The following is a 14,315-nucleotide window of genomic DNA, read 5'->3' as shown; positions in this document are numbered from 1 at the left end:
GAGCACGTTAGTGCGTACGCCCTCCGATTGCGGTCTGCCGGATACCCACCGACGCGCCCGCGTGCGCCGCGAGGGCCAGGCCGGCGAGGGCCCGGGCGGCGACGGCCCGCCCGTCGGGCATCAGCTCACCGGAGTCATCGAAGGTCACCACGCCGTTGCAGAGCAGGCTCCAGCCCTGCTCAGGGTGGGTGGCCACCACCCGGGCGGCCTCATGGTCGGTGTCCGCCGCCTTCGGACAGGGCGGCACGTGACTGCACAGCATCTCGCTCCCTTCCGGCAGCAAGAGTTCGTCGCGACACGCCCGGCGGACACCGGGAAACTACCCGGGTGATACCCGAATCCGCGGACGCGGGTACTTCTCCCGGTGTCGCCGGCGCGGCCGTGGATCACGATGGGACCCCTCGACCGATCACCGAGGGAAGGGGCGCCCATGGGCCGCCACGCGGCCGACCGGCCCGGCAGGCCGCCGATGCATGCCGACCTCTTCAACCCGATGGCCGCCACCGCCCGCGTTGTCGGCCCCGATCGGGTGGCGCGGGAACGGGCAGCTGACGCGTTCGACGAGCTGGTGGCGCCGCACCGGCGCGCGCTGGAGGCGTACGTGCTGCGCCTGACCGGCGGCGACGAGGCGGCCGCCGTGGACGTGCTCAAGGAGACCTTCTACCGTGCAGCACAGGATCCTGCCCGCTACCCCCCGCGGGCCTCCGCCGTACGGCCGTGGCTCGTGCTCACGGCCCGTACGGTGCTGCGCGACGGCGAGCGCTCCGCTCCTGCAGGGCACGACGACCGCCCCGTCGTCGCGCCGGCGGAGCGCTCGCCGTCCCCCCGGCCGCAGACCACGGTCGTGCGGGCGATGGAGGACCTCGCGGAGTCGCACCGCGAGATCCTCCTCGAACTGTTCTTTCAGGGCGTCTCGCTGGAGGACGCCGCCGAGGCGCGCGGCGTGCCGGTCAGCTCCCTCAAGTCCAGCCTGTACTTCGCCATGCGGGCCCTGCGGGTCGTCCTCGACCAGCAAGTCGCCGGTCCTCCGGCCGGAAAAGCCGCCTACCGCAGGTAGACCAGCCCGTCGGAGATGACACCCGGCCGCCCCGCGGTGCCCTCCACGACGATCTTCACGGTGTGCCGGTCGCTGGAGCTCCACGAGCGGGTCCACACCGCGCGGCGGTACACGGCGTCCGGCGAGCGCAGGTCCACGATGCCGGCCGGCGCACCGTCCACGTACACCTGGACGCGGCCCGAGACCGACGTGCGGCTCACCGCGAGCGCCGCGGACCGGCCGGTGAAGGTCCAGGTCAGCGAGGCGCCCTTGGCGGTGGCCCGGAGCGCCGAACCGCCCAGGTAGGCCGGGTTGCCGACCGACCGCCACGTGCCGCCGCGTTCCGCCCGCGTCTCCGCGACCAGGACCGCCGTCCGGACCGCCGCGACCGAGCGCGCATTGCCGGCCCGGTCCGTGGCGCGCAGGCCGTACGTGGTCTCCACGCCCGGCTTCACCGATCCGGCCCAGATCGTGGCGGCGGTGCCGAGGTTCGCCGTGGCCGGGGTCGTCAGCCGTACCGTCCGCAGCCCGCCCGCGTCCTGGACCGCCCAGCGGAGCCGGACCGGGACGATGCCGTTGAGCGAGCCGGGTCGCAGCGTGACGGTCGGGCCGCTGGTGAACTCGGGAAGGGCCTGATCGGCGTACACGGCGGTGTCCGTCACCGCGACGCGGCCGTTGAGCGCGACCGCCCGCACCCGTACGGTGTGCCGCCCCGGCGAGAGCCGCAGCAGCTGCTGGCGCTGCCCGGCCGGAACGGAGGCGGTCAGGGTGCCGTCGACGGACACGTCGTAGCGGTTCATCAGCGTCGTCGCCGTGTCCACCTGCCAGAACGGGCGGATGGTGCCGCGGGTGAAGTACGTGGCGCCGATCCGCGTGGCGCCGTTGATCTTCGAGACCCCGAGGTCGGCCGGAGCCGCCGAGGCGATGCCGCGGATCAAGCCGAGCTGGCCGTACAGGGTGGTGCCGGGGCACTCGGTCTTGCCGGTGTCACGGTGCCCGGAGATGCGGTTGAGCACCGCGCGGCTGCCGTCGGCGTACCGGTCGCTGCCGCTGGAGATCAGTGCGGTCCGGCCGGCGGGCGTGTTGCCGTACGCCCCCAGCTTGTACGCGGCCACCTGGGCGATGACCGTACGCACCTTCGCGGACACCCCGCGCGAGCTGTAGTTGCCGAGCACCGCGATGGCGGCGCTGTGCGCGTTGAAGCCCAGCGTGTGCGCCCCCAGCACGGCCCGGGTGATCCCGCCCCGCCGGCCCTCGAAGAGGGTGCCGCACTTGTCGACGAGGAAGTTGTAGCCGATGTCGTTCCAGTGGTTGCTCTTGACGTGGTACGCCTGGATGCCCCGGATGATCGACGCCGACTCCGAGCAGCTGTAGCTGTTGGATTCGGCCGTGTGGTGCACGAAGAGGACCTGCACGTCGGTCGTGTACTCCGGCGCGGCCCGCACCAGCTTCTCGTTCGCTCCCCACTGGGCCCGGGTGACCACGTTCGGCACCGGCCGGGCCGGGATCGCTGTGCGCGCCGCTGGAAGCTCGTACGCCCTCGGCACGGGCGCGGCGCCGGGCTCTCCCGGGTCGATCAGGTCCAGGCGCAGACCGGGCGGCAGCGGCGTGGTCCGGCCGGCGTCGGCGGCGACGCGCGCCTCGACGGCGTCCGAGGGACCCACCCAGATCGGGTCCGTGGTGCCCCGGGCGCCGTCGGCATCCCGGGAGCCGGGCTCAGCCGGGTTCGGTTCGTCGGCCTCCAGCGACTGCCAGGGCGTCCAGGTGCCGCCACCGAGCGAGCGGGCCCGTACCTGCACGGTCCCGGTGAGCCGGCGCGCCGGATCGGTCCAGGTCGCGCCGACCAGGCTGAACCGCCGGGTCGCGCGCGGTGATACCGCCCGCCCGGCCGCCGCGGACTCGGCCCGCAGCACGCCGGGGGCCGAGAAGGTCCGGCCGGTCGGCGACGAGCCTCCGGCCGGGCTCAGGTCGATGGTCTGCAACGTCGGTTGCGTCCCGGTGACGGCCGCCGTCAGGTCGGCCGGAAGCGGACTACCGCTCCCCAGAACCACCACGGCGCCGCTCAAGGTGACGGCTGTGCCCAGAGCCGTACTGATGACTCGCCTGTGCACTCGCTCCACGCGTATCCCCCCGCGAAAGACTTCGGACCGGCTCAGATAGGGAGAAAACGTACGCGTCTCCGGCAGGCCGTGTGGCCCTTTCCGGGGGACACGAAACGGATGGTTAATGACCCTGTCCGGGCTGCCGATGAAAGGACGTGCCCTCCGTGCTGGCCCCGCAGCGCCCGGAAGCCGCGTCCGTCGTGGCCGTCCGAGCCGGGTCCGCGCTACCCCGGCGCAGCCGGACGCTGGCCTGGTCGTACCTCGCCGCGGCCGGCATTCTGCTGGCGGCGCTGGCCGTCGGACCCTCGTGGCTGAGCAGCCCGCTGATGGCGGTCGCGGTCCTGGGCGGGCTGGCGGCGATGGCGTACGGCGCCCGGCGCATGGCGGCGCCCGGCGAACGCGGCCCCTGGATGTGCCTGCTCGCCTCGGCCGGGCTCTTCTTCGTCGCCATCGTCATCCGGGCCGTGGTGCCCGGCGCGGGCGCGTCCCCGCCCACGAGCATGGCGCTGATCCCGGATGCCTTCGCGCTGCCCGGCTACCTGATCATGGGGTACGCGTTCGGCAGCATGCTGCGCAGCCGGCGCGCGGTCGAGGACGATCCGGCCCGCGTCGACGCGCTGCTGGTGGGCCTCGCGGCGGCGTTCATGTGCTGGACGTACGTCATGGTCCCCTCGATGGCGCAGACCGACCTCACCCCGCTGCGGGTGGCCAACTCGTTCTTCCCCGTCTTCGACGTCGTCCTGCTGGTGCTCGCCGCGCAGCTCGCCCTCTCCGGCGGCGTCCGGCAGCTCTCGCTGTGGCTGCTGCTCACCGCCGCGGCCGCGATGTTCGCCGGTGACTTCCTGTTCATGCTCCGCGACGGCGCGATCGCCGACGTGCCGCAGCACACCATCGACGTGCTCTTCACCGCCACCTTCCTGTTCGTCGGGGCGGCCGGGCTGCACCCGTCGATGCGCAGCCTCACGGCGCCTCAGCAGATCATCGTCAAGGACCTGAGCAAGGTACGCACCGCGCTGATCGCGCTCGTGGTGGTCGTACCGGTGGTCATCACGACGGTCGAGCCCGCCGGAACCCTGGTGAACGGCGCGGTCCGGGCCGGCCTCTGCGTAGCGCTGATCCTCGCGGTGTTCTACCGGGTGGTCCGGTCCAACAACTCCCGGGCCCGCGCCGAGAGAGCCACCCGGCGGCGCGCCACCCACGACGCCCTCACCGACCTGCCCAACCGGGAACTGCTCGCCGAGACCGTGGCGAGCTGGGGTGATCGGGCGGCGGCTGAGCAGCTCGAGGTGAGCCTGCTCTTCATCGACCTCGACCGGTTCAAGATGGTCAACGACCACTGGGGACACCAGGTCGGCGACGAGTTGCTCTGCGCGGTCGCGGGCCGGCTCGGTGCCCAGGTCCGCGACGCCGACCTGGTGTGCCGGATCGGCGGCGACGAGTTCGTCATCGCGCTGGCCAGCCCGTCGCACACCAAGCTCGCCGAGTCGCTCGCCGGCCGCGTGCTCGAGGAGTTCTCCCGGCCGTTCGAGCTGTCCGTCGGCAACGTGGTGGTCTCGGCGTCGATCGGGGTCGCGAAGTCCCTGGGCGGGGCGCAGGCGCTCGAGCTGATCCGCGACGCCGACACCGCGATGTACAAGGCGAAGGGCTCGGGGCGCAACGCCTACGCGCTGTTCGACACCTCGCTGCGCGACCAGGTCCGCGACCGCATGAACCTCGAGCAGGCGCTGCGCAGCGCCCTGTCCCGCGGCGAGCTGTCGGTGCATTACCAGCCGATCGTCGACCTGGCGACCGGCGAGCTCGACGGCTTCGAGGCGCTGATGCGCTGGCAGCACCCCACCCTGGGCGCGGTGTCGCCGATGGACTTCATCCCCGTCGCCGAGGAGACCGGCCTCATCGTCGAGAGCGGCGCCTGGCTGCTGCGCGAGGCGGTCGGGCAGCTCGCCGCGTGGCGCGCCGAGCAGGGACCGCGGGACCGGCCGCTGCACGTCTCGGTCAACGTCTCGGTCCGGCAGCTGCGCGACCACGCGCTCGCCGAGGTCGTCCGCGACGTGCTGACCGCCACCGGGCTGCCGCCCGAGGCGCTGTGGCTGGAGATCACCGAGTCCGGCGTGATGGAGGACCTGGAGACGGCGCTGGCCACCCTGGACGCGCTGCACGCGCTGGGCGTCACCCTGGCCATCGACGACTTCGGTACGGGCTACTCCTCGCTGAGCTACCTCAACCGGCTGCCGGTGGGCATCGTGAAGCTCGACCGCTCGTTCGTCTCGGACGTCGGCCGGCACGGCGCGAACGAGTCGATCGTGCGCGCCGTGCTCGCCATGACCCGGGCGATGAACCTGCGGGTGGTCGCCGAGGGCGTGGAGACCGAGCTGCAGCGGGACTGGCTGCGCGAGCAGGGCTGCGACCTCGCCCAGGGCTGGCTGTACGGCCGCCCGCAGCTGCCCGCGGACCACGCCGACCTGATCCGCCGCGCCTCCGTGCGCTGACCACCTACGGGTTCACGATCAGCACCACCTTGCCTCGCCCGTGCCGGGACTCCACCGCGGCGTGCGCCCGCGCCACCTCGGCCAGCGGATAGGCGCGGACCGGCATCGTGACGAGCCCCTGGGCCGCCAGGCCGACCACCTCCGCCAGCCGTACGGACGAGCGCGCGGGCCGCACCACCCGGGTGCCGTGCTCGGCGGCCGCCTTGTCGTCGACGATCGTGCCGATCCGGTCCCGGGCGATGCCGAGCGCCACCGACTGGGCGATCGCCTCCCCGCCCGCGGCGTCCAGGGCGACGGTCACCGGGCCGATGGCGCGCACGTCCGCCACCAGCCCCGGGCCGTACGCGACCGGGACCGCGCCCAGCTCCCGCAGGTAGGCGTGGTTCGCCTCGCTCGCCGTACCGATCACCGAGGCCCCGGCCCGCCGGGCGAGCTGGGTGGCGAGCGTGCCCACCGAGCCCGCGGCGGCGTGCACGAGCAAGACGTCCCCCTCGCCGACCGCCAGTTCCCGCAGCGCACCGGAGGCCGTCTGGGCGGCGGCGACCAGCGCCGCGGCGGTGGCGAAGTCGAGCTCCGGCGGCTTCGGTACGACCTGCGCCGCGTCCACCACCACGTGGGTCGCGTGCCCGTTCATCATCGTCGACCCCAGAACCGCGGAGCCGACGGCGACGCCGGTCCCGGTCACTCCCTCGCCGAGCTTGTCGACCACCCCCGAGTACTCCTGGCCGACCTGCTGCGGGAAGCGGACCGGGACCGGCGCGAACCGGCCGCGCCGTACGCCTACGTCGAACGGCTGCACACCGGCGGCGTGGACCCGCACCCTGACCTGGCCGGGTCCCGGTTCCGGGTCGGGGAGCTCGGCGAGGCGCAGGACGTCGGGCGGACCGAAACGGTCGAACACGGCAGCTTTCATGCGCGTCACTCTGCAAGCTCAAGTGAGGTTGAGGTCAAGCGCTGCGCCGGTAGATCACCACCTGCCAGGGCTCCAGCTCGAGATCGGCCGGCGCCGGGGCGTTGGTCAGCACCAGTTCCGCCGACGCCCATGCCTCGGCGTCGGCGAGCTCGGCGCGGACCCGCTCACCCGAGAAGTTGCCGATCACCAGCAGCTCCGCGTCGCCGTGGCGGCGGGTGAAGGCGTACAGCTTCTCGTCGCCGGGCAGCAGCATGGTGAAGTCGCCGTACACGACGACCGGATCCTTGTGCCGCAGCTCGATGAGCCGGCGGTAGAAGTGGTAGACCGAGTCGGGGTCCTGCACCGCCGCCGCGGCATTGATCTCGGTGTGATTGGGGTTCACCGCCAGCCACGGCGTTCCGGTCGTGAAACCCGCCTGCGGCGAGGAGTCCCACTGCATCGGTGTACGGGCGTTGTCGCGGCCCCGCGCCCGCAGGACGGTGAGCACGTCCTCCGGCGACCGGCCCTCGTGATCGACCGCCTGGGCGTAGTGGCCGAGCGCCTCGATGTCGCGGAAGTCGGCGATGGTGGCGAAGGGCGCGTTGGTCATGCCCAGTTCCTCGCCCTGGTAGATGTACGGCGTACCGCGGTGCAGGTGCAGCACCGCGCCGAGCATCTTGGCGGAGCGGACCCTGTACTCCGGTGAGTCGTCGCCGAAGCGGGACACCACCCGCGGCTGATCGTGGTTGTTCCAGTAGAGACTGTTCCAGCCGACCTCCGCCAGCCCGGCCTGCCAGCGTCCGAAGATGGCCTTCAGCTTGGTGAGCTGCAACGGATACAGCAGCCAGGGGTCGGGGCCACGGTCCACGAACACGTGCTCGAAGCCGAACACCATGTCGACCTCGCCCCGCGCCGGGTCGGTGTAGCGGATCGCCTCCTCGACGGTGACGCCGGGCATCTCGCCGACGGTCAGCATCTCGTCCCGGCCGGCGAAGACCCGCTCGTGCATCTCGTGCAGGAACTCGTGGTTGCGCGGCCCGTTCATGTAGTGCGGGGCGCCCACGCCGTAGAGCGAGCCGGGGGGCACCGCGCCGTCGGGCAGCGCCGTGTCCTTGGAGATGTGGTCGATGACGTCCATCCGGAAGCCGTCCACGCCACGGTCGAGCCACCAGTTCATCATCGCGTACACGGCCTCGCGGACCTCGGGGTTCTCCCAGTTGAGGTCGGGCTGCTTGCGGCTGAAGATGTGCAGGTAGTACTCCCCGGAGGCGGGGTCGTACTCCCAGGCGGAGCCGCCGAAGACCGAGCCCCAGTTGTTCGGCTCGGCACCGGGCGTGCCGGGTTCCATCCCGGCGCGGGCGGGGCGCCACCAGTACCAGTCGCGCTTCGGGCTGTCCTTGCCCGCCCGGCTCTCGACGAACCAGGCGTGCTCGTCCGACGAGTGGTTCACCACCAGGTCCATGACCAGGCGCATGCCGCGCTCGTGCACCGCGGCGAGCAGCTCGTCGAAATCCTCGAGGGTGCCGAACACCGGGTCGATGTCCTGGTACTCGCTGATGTCGTAGCCGTTGTCGTCCTGCGGCGACCGGTAGATCGGCGACAGCCAGATGACGTCGACGCCGAGGCCGGCGATGTGATCGAGGTGCCGGATGATCCCCTTGAGGTCACCCATGCCGTCGCCGTCGGCGTCGGCGAAGCTGCGCGGATAGATCTGATAAACGACGCCACTGTGCCACCAGGGGTTCTCCATGGTCCCTCTTTAACACGCGAACCCCGGACGAAACACCTGATCGCCTCGCATACTGAGGATCATGAAGGTGGCGCTGCTGGGACCGATCGCGTGGCGTACGCCGCCCGTCCACTACGGCCCGTGGGAGCTCGTCACCAGCCTGCTCGCCGAGGGGCTGACGGCGCGGGGCGTGGACGTGACGCTGTTCGCGACGCTCGACTCGGTCACCAAGGCCACCCTGGACGGCGTCGTCTCGCGCGGCTACGAGGAGGACCCGGAGATCGACGGCCGGGTGTGGGAGGCGCTGCACGTCGCGTACGCCCTGGAGCGCTCCGGCGACTTCGACCTCGTGCACAACCATCTGGACTGGCTGCCGCTGGCCTTCTCCGGGCACTGCCGGGCGCCGATGCTCACCACCATCCACGGCTTCTCCGGCCCGAACATCCTGCCGGCGTACCGGCGGTCCCGCTCGGCGTTCGTCTCGATCTCGGACGCCGACCGCTCCCCCGACCTGGAGTACGTGGCCACCGTCTACCACGGCGTCGACCTCGATGAGCTGCCGTTCAGCGCGGACGGCGGCGACGGCCTGGTGTGCTTCGGGCGGATCCACCCGGACAAGGGCACGCACGCGGCCATCGAGATCGCGCACCGCGCGGGACGCCGGCTCACCCTGTGCGGCATCGTGCAGGACGAGCGCTACTTCCACGAGCAGGTGGAGCCGCACATCGACGGGGACCGGGTGGTCTATCTCGGATCGGTCGGCCCCGGCGACCGCGCACGGATCCTCGGCGGCAGCGCGGCGTTGCTGCACCCGATCCGGTTCGCCGAGCCGTTCGGCCTGTCCGTGGTGGAGTCGATGATCTGCGGGACGCCGGTGATCGCGTACCGGCGGGGCTCGATGCCGGAGGTGGTGGACGAGGGCCGCACCGGCCGGCTGGTCGCCGGTGTCGAGGAGGCCGTGGCCGCCGTCGCGGACATCGGGCGCATCGATCGGGCGGCGTGCCGGGCACGGGCCCGCAGCCGCTTCGGAGCCGACCGCATGGTCGACGACTACCTGAAGATTTACCGCGAACTGGTCGGCTGATTCGGCCGCTCTTGTTACCGTTCTGTTACTGATTTGCGGTGATTCCTCCAGAATTCCCAGCACGCTGCGGGGAGGCAGCAAACCTGACCAGAAAGGGCCCGTCATGCCCGCCACGTACGGCTTTCTCAGCACCTATCCCCCGACCCAATGCGGTTTGGCGACGTTCAATGCGGCATTGGCGTCCCACCTCACCGGGGGCGCGCCCGGCAGCGGCGTGGTCCGGCTGCTCTCCGCGGACGCGGCCGGCGGCGGGCTGGAAGTCGATCGAATGGCCCCACGGGTCGTGCACACCTGGCACACCGACGGGCCCGGCGGGTGGGCCGCCGCGGCGAAGGCCCTGAACGGCTTCGACGTCGCGGTCGTGCAGCACGAGTACGGCATCTACCCCGGCGTCGACGGCGACGAGGTGCTGCCCCTGCTGCGCGCCCTGAAGGTGCCGACGATCGTGGTCCTGCACACCGTGCTGAGCACGCCGTCGCCGATGCAGCGGTCCGTGCTGGAACGCATCGTCGCCGCCGCCGACGCGGTGGTGACCATGACGGACACCGCCCGCCACCGGCTGACGGCCGGCTACCGGGTCGACTCCCGCAAGGTCACGGTCATCCCGCACGGCGCGGGCAGCCACTCCAGCGCCCCACGCCGGACGCTCGACGTGCCGCACCTGCTGACGTGGGGCCTGCTCGGCCCGGGCAAGGGAATCGAGTGGGCGCTGCGCGCGCTGTCCCTGCTGCGCGACATGAACCCGGCGCCGGTGTACACCGTGGCCGGCCGGACCCACCCGAAGGTGCTCGAACAGCACGGCGGCGTCTACCGGGACTCGCTCAAGGCGCTGGCCGCCGAGCTGGGCGTGACCGACCACCTCCGGTGGGAGGACGTCTACCTGGACCAGGCCGCGCTCAGCCGGCTGATCCGCTCCGCGGACGTGGTCGTGCTGCCGTACGACTCCACCGAGCAGGTGACCTCGGGCGTGCTGATCGAGGCGGTCGGCGCCGGGGTGCCGGTGGTCGCGACCGAGTTCCCGCACGCCGTCGAGCTGCTCGCCGACGGGCCCGGCCTGCTCGTGCCCCACCAGGACCCGGAGGCGATGGCGGCCGGCATCCGGCGCCTGCTCCAGGCCCCGGACGCGGCGAGCCGCCTGACCGGCCTGACCGGCGGGCCCACCCTGCGCTGGCCCGCGGTGGCCGCCCGCTACCAGAGCCTCGCCGCCCGGCTGATCGCGGACCGTACGCCCGTCGCCGCCTCCGTGCTGGCGTGAGCGTCTCCCTGCGGCTCGTACCGCCGCCGCTCCAGCTGATCGACGCGCCCGAGCCCAACTGGTCGCACGTCGCCCGCCTCTCCGACGACACCGGCCTGCTCGAGCACGCGCGCAACGCGATCGTCCGCCGCGAGCACGGGTACTGCGTCGACGACGTGGCCCGGGGCCTGGTCGTCGCCAGCCGGGAACCCCAGCCGACCGCGCAGGTCGTCGGCCTGGCCGAGCGCTACCTCGCGTTCCTGAACCACGCGACGGCCTCGGACGGCAGGGTGCGCAACCGGCTCTCGTACGACCGCCGCTGGCTCGACGAACCGAGCACGGGCGACTGGTGGGGCCGCGCCGTCTGGGGGCTGGGCACCGCCGCGGGCCGCAGCACCGTCCCGTGGATCCGCAAGGAGGCCCGCGAGGCGTTCGCGGTCGCCGTCCAGCAGCGCTCGCCGTGGCCGCGGGCGATGGCGTTCGCCGGGCTGGGTGCGGCCGAGGTGCTGCGTGTCGACTCGCGGGCGGGCGACGCGGCGGAACTGCTCGGCGACGCCGCCACGGTCATCGGGCTCCCCGGCCGCGACCCGCAGTGGGTCTGGCCGGAGCGCGAGCTGACGTACGCCAACCCGGCCCTGCCGGAGGTTCTCATCCACGCCGGCGACCTGCTCGGCGACGAGTCGCTGCTCGCCGACGGGCTGCGGATGTTGGGCTGGCTCTGCCGGATGCAGAGCCACCAGGGCCACCTGTCGACCGTGCCGGTGGGCGGCTGGCGCCCCGACGCCGAGCGGCACCGCTTCGACCAGCAGCCGATCGAGGCCGCCGCCACCGCCGACGCCTGCGCCACCGCGGCGGCGGTGACCGGTGACGACAGCTGGGAGTCGCCGCTCGTGCAGGCGATCGCGTGGTTCCTGGGCGACAACGACACCGGCACGGTGATGTACGACCCCCTGACCGGCGGAGGATATGACGGATTGACGCCCGATGGGCCTAATCTGAACCAAGGTGCCGAATCCACTCTCGCGCTGGTCTCCACGTTGCAGCACGCTCGTGCGTTGGCAGGCCGCGGCGCGACCCGACCGTCAGGCGGCCTAGCGTGACCGCAACAATCGACCCGTACGGGGTCCGCACCACCACCCTCGTCCAGCGCCATGCGCTCACCATGCAGCCCGACGGGCGGCGCGTGGTGATCAAACTGTTCGTGCCGGGCGAGGACGCCCAGCTGGCGCAGAACCGCGCGTCCAGCCTCATCGAGCGGATCCTCCAGCTCGACGAGAACGAGATCGGCCGGCTGCTCGACGACGTCCTGGAGAAATTCTCCGGGCGGCACCACGACATCCTCGCCACGTTCCAGCACCACTACGACGTCGTGCACCACCGCGTGCCGCCGGACGTCGAGCTGTCGCCGAACGCGCGGACGCTGATCGGGGCGTACTTCAGCCACGAGTTCGCGGTCGAGGCCGCGGCGCTGTGCAACCCGTCGATGGTGCCGCACCCCGACCAGAGCGGCGTCGAGCCCGGCGAGCTTCGGGTGGCGATCAGCCTCCGGCAGATCGGCGAGGGGCACATCTCCTCGATCGGCTTCTGCTCGGCCGTCCTCGGGCCGCACGACGCCATCCGGATGGAGGACCGCACCGGCCCGCTCGTGATCGGCGAGCGGATCGGGGCCAAGCACCAGCGGGACCTGCTCGCCGCCGGCCTCGCCGAGCTGGAGATCGACAACGAGCTGACGTGCAGCGTCCTCGGCTCCCTGCCGGAACGGTATTCCGACGAGGAGTTCGAGGACGTCCTCGGGCATCTCCCCGGCGAGCTGCTGGCCCGCCCCACCACCGGGGAGACGCTCGCTCTGCTGCGGGACATCACCGCCACGGACTACGCGGTGACGTTCGCGGCCTCGGTGCCGCTGCACCAGCGTGTGCTCTGGCCCGCCGCGCCGGCCGAGAGCAACGGCATGGAGGACGCGCGGTTCGTGCAGGTCGCCGAGCCCGACGGGCGGATGGCCTACCTGGCCACCTACACCGCATACGACGGCCGTCAGATCGGCGGGCGCATGCTGCACTCCCGGGACCTGCGGCACTTCGAGGTGGTTGCGCTGCGCGGGCCGGCGGCTCGCAACAAGGGCATGGCCCTGTTCCCGCGGACGGTCAACGGGCGCCGCCTCGCACTGTGCCGTTCGGACGGCGAGACGCTCGGGCTCAGTGAGTGCGACGCGTCCAACCGCTGGCAGGAGGCCGTTCCGCTGCTCGTCCCGCACCGCGGGTGGGACCTGATCCAGGTGGGCAACTGCGGCTCGCCGGTGGAGACCCCGGCGGGCTGGCTCGTGCTGACCCACGGCGTCGGGCCGATGCGCCGGTACGCGATCGGCGCGATGCTGCTCGACCTCGACCACCCGGAGCGGGTCATCGCCGACCTCCCGCACGGGCTGCTGGAGCCCGACGACATCGAGCGCGAGGGGTACGTCCCCAACGTCGTCTACTCCTGCGGCGGCGTCGTGCACGACGGGCGGCTGTGGCTCCCGTACGGTGCGAGCGACGTACGGGTGGGCTTCGCCAGCATGCCGCTGGACCGGCTCCTGGACGCCATGGTGGTCGTGCCCTGACCCGCCACCGGCCGGCGCCGCCCCCTCCTATACATTGATACTCGTGTATGGGTTGAGGATCTCGCGGCGCGCCCTCCTCCAACTGGGGGGCGCCGCCGCGACGACCGCCGCCGGGGCCGGTGCCGCCACGGCCCTGCCCGCGGTCGCCGGCGAGGAGGCAGCGTTGACGGGATTCCACTTCGGCAGCTATACGTCCGCGGGCGGTCCCGGCATCGCCCGCGGCCGGATCGATCCGGCGACCGGCGCGCCCGCCGTCGAGGGCACCACGGCCGCGGTGAGCGACCCGTCCTGGCTGGCGACCAGCCCCGCCGGCAGCATCCTCTATGCGGTCAGCGAGCAGGAGGAGGGCACGGTCAGCGCCCTCACCGCGCAGCTCACCGTGCTCAACACCGTCGCGACCGGCGGCGGCCCGGCCCACGTCGCAGTGCATCCCGGCGGCAGCTTCCTGTTCGTGTCGCTCTACGGCGCCGGGGCCGTGGTCACCCACCCGATCGGCACCGACGGCACGGTCGGCGCCGCCACGGACACCCGTCCGCAGGGCACGCGCCGCCAGCAGTCGCACGCCCATCAGGTGGTGATCGATCCGCTGGGGACGTACGTGCTCGCCGTCGACCTGGGCCGCGACAGCGTTTTCACGTACACCCTGGACGCCCGGGCCGGGACACTGACCGAGGTCGCCCGGACCGCGCTGGCACCGGGCAGCGGCCCGCGCCACCTCACCTTCCACCCGAACGGCGAGGTGGCCTACGTGGCCGGCGAGCTCGACTCGACCGTCACCGTGTGCGGGTGGAGCGACGGCGCGCTCAAGCCGGGCCAGGTGATCGCGGCGGCCCACGACACCGGGGCCGAGAACTACCCGGGCGAGATCGCCGTCTCACCGGACGGCCGGCACGTCTACGTCAGCAACCGCGGCACGGACACGGTCGCCGTCTTCGCGACCGGCGACGGCGGCACCAGCCTCGAGCGGGTGGCCGGCCCGGCATGCGGCGGCAACTGGCCTCGGCACCTGGCCCTCGACCCCACCGGCCACTGGCTGTACGTGGCCAACCAGCATTCCGGGACGGTGACGTGGCTGCCCCTGGACGACGGGATCCCGGGCGCGGTCGCAGGGTCGCTGTCCGTGCCCGGGGTGGCCCAGGTGCTGCTCTAGCCA

General features: G+C 72.6%; 11 protein-coding genes. 7 read left to right on the top strand and 4 right to left on the bottom strand.

Annotation, left to right across the window (positions count from 1 at the left end):
- Positions 1-7: 7 nt before the first annotated feature.
- Positions 8-259: a DUF5999 family protein gene (locus AB0368_RS26220; protein WP_366156684.1), complete on the bottom strand. Its 252-nt coding sequence runs from the start codon at positions 257-259 to the stop codon at positions 8-10.
- 171 nt (positions 260-430) lie between these two features.
- Here AB0368_RS26220 and AB0368_RS26215 point away from each other — a divergent pair, with 171 nt between their 5' ends.
- Positions 431-1,057, top strand: coding sequence for a sigma factor (locus AB0368_RS26215; protein ID WP_366156612.1), 627 nt, complete (start codon positions 431-433; stop codon positions 1,055-1,057).
- Here the strand turns inward: AB0368_RS26215 and AB0368_RS26210 are convergent.
- Positions 1,045-3,090 carry an N-acetylmuramoyl-L-alanine amidase gene (locus tag AB0368_RS26210; protein ID WP_366156611.1) on the bottom strand — a complete coding sequence of 682 codons (2,046 nt, stop codon included), beginning with the start codon at positions 3,088-3,090 and terminating at the stop codon, positions 1,045-1,047. The genes AB0368_RS26215 and AB0368_RS26210 overlap by 13 nt on opposite strands.
- A 203-nt stretch (positions 3,091-3,293) precedes the next feature.
- Here AB0368_RS26210 and AB0368_RS26205 point away from each other — a divergent pair, with 203 nt between their 5' ends.
- Positions 3,294-5,624, top strand: coding sequence for an EAL domain-containing protein (locus tag AB0368_RS26205; RefSeq protein ID WP_366156610.1), 2,331 nt, complete (start codon positions 3,294-3,296; stop codon positions 5,622-5,624).
- Positions 5,625-5,628: 4 nt separating this feature from the next.
- Here AB0368_RS26205 and AB0368_RS26200 read toward each other — a convergent pair whose 3' ends face one another.
- Together AB0368_RS26200 and AB0368_RS26195 are read right to left on the bottom strand one after the other, a co-directional pair.
- Positions 5,629-6,537: an NADP-dependent oxidoreductase gene (locus AB0368_RS26200; RefSeq protein ID WP_366156609.1), complete on the bottom strand. Its 909-nt coding sequence runs from the start codon at positions 6,535-6,537 to the stop codon at positions 5,629-5,631.
- Between the two features lie 34 nt (positions 6,538-6,571).
- Positions 6,572-8,266 (bottom strand): alpha-glucosidase, encoded by a 1,695-nt coding sequence (locus tag AB0368_RS26195; RefSeq protein WP_366156608.1) that lies wholly within the window; start codon positions 8,264-8,266, stop codon positions 6,572-6,574.
- Between the two features lie 61 nt (positions 8,267-8,327).
- Here AB0368_RS26195 and AB0368_RS26190 point away from each other — a divergent pair, with 61 nt between their 5' ends.
- The 5 genes from AB0368_RS26190 (at position 8,328) to AB0368_RS26170 (ending at position 14,312) form a co-directional block, all read left to right on the top strand.
- Positions 8,328-9,329, top strand: coding sequence for a glycosyltransferase family 4 protein (locus AB0368_RS26190; RefSeq protein WP_366156607.1), 1,002 nt, complete (start codon positions 8,328-8,330; stop codon positions 9,327-9,329).
- 103 nt (positions 9,330-9,432) lie between these two features.
- Positions 9,433-10,584 carry a glycosyltransferase gene (locus AB0368_RS26185; protein WP_366156606.1) on the top strand — a complete coding sequence of 384 codons (1,152 nt, stop codon included), beginning with the start codon at positions 9,433-9,435 and terminating at the stop codon, positions 10,582-10,584.
- Positions 10,581-11,663 (top strand): glycosyltransferase, encoded by a 1,083-nt coding sequence (locus AB0368_RS26180; RefSeq protein ID WP_366156605.1) that lies wholly within the window; start codon positions 10,581-10,583, stop codon positions 11,661-11,663. Before AB0368_RS26185 ends, AB0368_RS26180 begins: the two co-directional genes overlap by 4 nt.
- Positions 11,660-13,162 carry a glycoside hydrolase family 130 protein gene (locus AB0368_RS26175; protein WP_366156604.1) on the top strand — a complete coding sequence of 501 codons (1,503 nt, stop codon included), beginning with the start codon at positions 11,660-11,662 and terminating at the stop codon, positions 13,160-13,162. Before AB0368_RS26180 ends, AB0368_RS26175 begins: the two co-directional genes overlap by 4 nt.
- Positions 13,163-13,205: 43 nt before the next feature.
- Positions 13,206-14,312 carry a lactonase family protein gene (locus AB0368_RS26170; protein ID WP_366156603.1) on the top strand — a complete coding sequence of 369 codons (1,107 nt, stop codon included), beginning with the start codon at positions 13,206-13,208 and terminating at the stop codon, positions 14,310-14,312.
- Positions 14,313-14,315 lie beyond the last annotated feature (3 nt).

Origin of the sequence: Actinoplanes sp. NPDC051475 (assembly GCF_040689425.1) — a bacterium.
In the GTDB taxonomy this organism is placed as follows: Bacteria; Actinomycetota; Actinomycetes; order Mycobacteriales; family Micromonosporaceae; genus Actinoplanes.
The sequence above is the reverse complement of the archived record's forward strand: the minus strand, read 5'-3'. Positions and strand labels throughout refer to the sequence as shown.

What these genes read in the sequence shown, in the direction of transcription:
- AB0368_RS26215 (WP_366156612.1), top strand. Translation starts at nt 431, where the DNA reads ATGGGCCGCCACGCGGCCGACCGGCCCGGCAGGCCGCCGATGCATGCC.
- AB0368_RS26200 (WP_366156609.1), bottom strand. Translation starts at nt 6,537, where the DNA reads ATGAAAGCTGCCGTGTTCGACCGTTTCGGTCCGCCCGACGTCCTGCGC.
- AB0368_RS26195 (WP_366156608.1), bottom strand. Translation starts at nt 8,266, where the DNA reads ATGGAGAACCCCTGGTGGCACAGTGGCGTCGTTTATCAGATCTATCCG.
- AB0368_RS26190 (WP_366156607.1), top strand. Translation starts at nt 8,328, where the DNA reads ATGAAGGTGGCGCTGCTGGGACCGATCGCGTGGCGTACGCCGCCCGTC.
- AB0368_RS26185 (WP_366156606.1), top strand. Translation starts at nt 9,433, where the DNA reads ATGCCCGCCACGTACGGCTTTCTCAGCACCTATCCCCCGACCCAATGC.